We start from the raw sequence: 2,619 nt of genomic DNA on the forward strand, positions 1-2,619 counted from the left end.
GCTCCGGCGGGCGCCGCGGCGGGGCCGCTCGTCATCCCGCGGGGCGTCGGCCGCGGCACCGGGCGACGGCACGAGGGGCTCGAGGGGCCAGAGGCTCCGCTGGGCGGATCCGCGGTGGGTGCTGGATCCGTGCGTCGCCGCATCGACGACCGACCAGGCGGCGGCGTCCTCGGCCGTCTCGGAGCTCATGGCTGGATGCTACCGCGACACGCCCGCGGCGACACGGTTCGCGCGGCCCGAGGACATCGGGATCGGCGGCGCGGGAGGAGCCGTCACCTGACCCCGCGGGCGGTGAGCGCGTCGCCCAGCTGATCCGCGTGCTTGAGCGCGACGACGAGGAAGGGCACGACGAACGTCCGGAGCCCGGGACGCGCGCCGCGTGCCCGCTGCGCCTCGCGGACCTCCCCGGCGAGCCTGCCGAGGACCGGGACGGTGCCCGCCGTCACCGTGAGCAGCAGCGAGATCCGCTCCGTGTCGACCCCGAGCCTGCGCAGCGGGCCCAGGCCGCGCTCGATGCTGTCGAGCAGCGCGGTCATGGAGGTGGTGAGGACGAGGAGGCCGGCCACGGCGATCGCCGACGTGACGCGCGCCGTGTTGGCCACCGCGGGCTCCGGCCCCAGGAGGACGAGCTGGCTGACGAGCGTGAACAGCATCACCCAGCGCACGGCCCGCACCTGGCCGCCGAGCCGCTTCAGGCCCAGGAGCCCGTCCCCCAGCTGCGCGGCCGCGTAGGCCATGACGGCCACGGCCGCCGCGGTGCCCGCCGCCCACCACGTGGAGGGCAGGAGCGAGACACCGAGCACCACGACCATGAGCAGGATCAGCTCGGGGCCGGCGGGCATGCGCTCGAGGCGTCCGGGAGGTCGGGCGGGTGTCGGCGTCGGCGTCGGCGTCACGCGAGCATGGCCTCGTACTCGGCGATGACGGCGGCGGGCGAGCCCGTGCGGACGAGCCGGCCCCCGGCGAACAGGATCGCGGCGTCGCATCGGGCCGCGGCGGCGAGGTCGTGGGTCACGAGCACGAGGCGGTGCCCCTCCTCGAACAGGTGGTCCGCGACCCGGCGGGCGTTGCGGGCGTCGAGGTAGGCAGTCGGCTCGTCGGCGATCACGAGCTCGGGTCGGCGGACGAACGCCCCCGCCAGCGCGAGCAGCTGCTTCTGGCCGCCGGACAGCTCGTGCGAGGAGCGGTCGGCGAGGTCCTCGATGCCGAGCCGACGGAGGGCCTCGGCGACGCGCGCCTCCGACTCGGCACGCGGCAGGCGATCCCCCCGCAGCGAGAAGGCGACGTCCTCCGCCACCGTGGGCATGACGATCTGCGCGTCCGGGTTGCTGAACACCAGGGCCACCCGTCGCCGCAGCTCGCGGGATCCTCGGTCCGGGTCGACGCCCAGCACGCGCAGCTCCCCCGTCGTCCGCGAGACCAGGCCGCCGATCAGCCGGGCGAAGGTGCTCTTGCCTGATCCGTTCTCCCCCACGACGGCGATCGTGCGCGCGTCCATGTCGAGCGTGACGTCGCGGAGCGCGTCGACGTCGCCGAGGCGGACGCCCACGCCCTCGAGGTGGAGCGGGGCGGGAGGCGTCCCGTCGGTCGCGGTCACCGGGCGGTCGCCGCGCCGGTGTCCTGCGGGACGGTGGTCCAGCCGGACGCGCGGCGGAAGGCGCGCGGGTAGCCGCGGACCAGCGTCATGACGATGCCGGTGGCGATGGCCGCCTTGACGAGGTCGCCCGGGAGGAAGACGAGGCTGGTGATCACGGTCTCGGTGAGCGGCAGGCGCGTGACGAGGCTCTGCACGGGGATCCCGACCGCGTAGATGACGAGGATCCCGCCGATGAGCATCGCGACCGCGGTGCGCGGCGCGGTGGGCCGCCTGCCGCCGAGGTGGACGATGAGCCCGACGACGGCGGCGCCGGCGATCCACCCGACCAGGTAGCCCGCGGTGGGACCGAGGAAGACGCCGAGACCGCCCGTGCCCCCGGCGAGCAACGGCAGCCCCACGGCGACGAGGGCGAGGAGGACCGCGAGGGCGAGCGCGCCGAGCCGCGGCCCGAGGACGGCGCCCGCGAGCATCACGCCGAGCGTCTGCGCCGTGATCGGCACGCCGCCCAGCACGCTGATGCTGCCGGGGAGGCCGAGCACCGCGACGACCGCCGCGAGCACGGCGACCCGGGCGAGGTCGGTGGCGTCGAGTCCCCCGCGACGCTCGGCGCGGGCGGGCGTGGGGTGGGAGGGCGTCATGGGCTTCCTTCGGCGGGATGCGGCGGGCGTCGGCCTGAACGGCGTTCACCTGAACGGCGTTCACTATAGTGGCGGGCATGGCGCGGGCGCAGGCGACGGGGCGGCACACCCGTGACGACGTCGCCCGCACCGCCCTGCGGATCCTCGACGAGCACGGTCTCCCGGACTTCACGATGCGCCGCCTCGGTGCCGCGCTCGACGTCCAGCCGAGCGCCCTCTACTGGCACTTCCCGGACAAGCAGAGCCTCCTGGCGGAGGTGGCGGACCGCATCGTCGCGGAGGCCGCGACCCCGACCGACGACGAGCACCCGCCCGGGGAGTGGCGGGGGCGCGTCCGGCGCACGGCGGGCGCCCTCCGGGCGGCGCTCCTCGCCCATCGCGACG

At 76.0% G+C, this 2,619-nt stretch carries 5 protein-coding genes; 1 reads left to right on the top strand and 4 read right to left on the bottom strand.

The features are described from left to right. The 4 genes from DZG00_RS14425 to DZG00_RS14440 all read right to left on the bottom strand — a co-directional run. On the bottom strand, positions 1-189 hold a 189-nt coding region (locus DZG00_RS14425), incomplete at its 3' end, for a hypothetical protein (protein ID WP_119383038.1). Positions 190-272: 83 nt separating this feature from the next. Next, positions 273-842 carry a CbiQ family ECF transporter T component gene (locus DZG00_RS14430; RefSeq protein ID WP_119383037.1) on the bottom strand — a complete coding sequence of 190 codons (570 nt, stop codon included), beginning with the start codon at positions 840-842 and terminating at the stop codon, positions 273-275. Between the two features lie 50 nt (positions 843-892). Continuing rightward, on the bottom strand, positions 893-1,597 hold the full coding sequence (locus DZG00_RS14435) for an energy-coupling factor ABC transporter ATP-binding protein (protein WP_119383036.1): 705 nt from the start codon (positions 1,595-1,597) through the stop codon (positions 893-895). Continuing rightward, entirely contained in the window at positions 1,594-2,235 is a 642-nt protein-coding gene (locus tag DZG00_RS14440) for a biotin transporter BioY (protein WP_119383035.1), read from the bottom strand. Before DZG00_RS14440 ends, DZG00_RS14435 begins: the two co-directional genes overlap by 4 nt. Positions 2,236-2,312: 77 nt before the next feature. On the opposite strand from DZG00_RS14440, the gene DZG00_RS14445 reads away from it, so the two are divergent. Further along, a partial coding sequence (locus DZG00_RS14445) for a TetR/AcrR family transcriptional regulator (RefSeq protein WP_147360026.1) occupies positions 2,313-2,619 on the top strand: 307 nt, incomplete at its 3' end.

Origin of the sequence: Clavibacter lycopersici, assembly GCF_003576405.1 — a bacterium.
Classification (GTDB): Bacteria; Actinomycetota; Actinomycetes; order Actinomycetales; family Microbacteriaceae; genus Clavibacter; species Clavibacter lycopersici.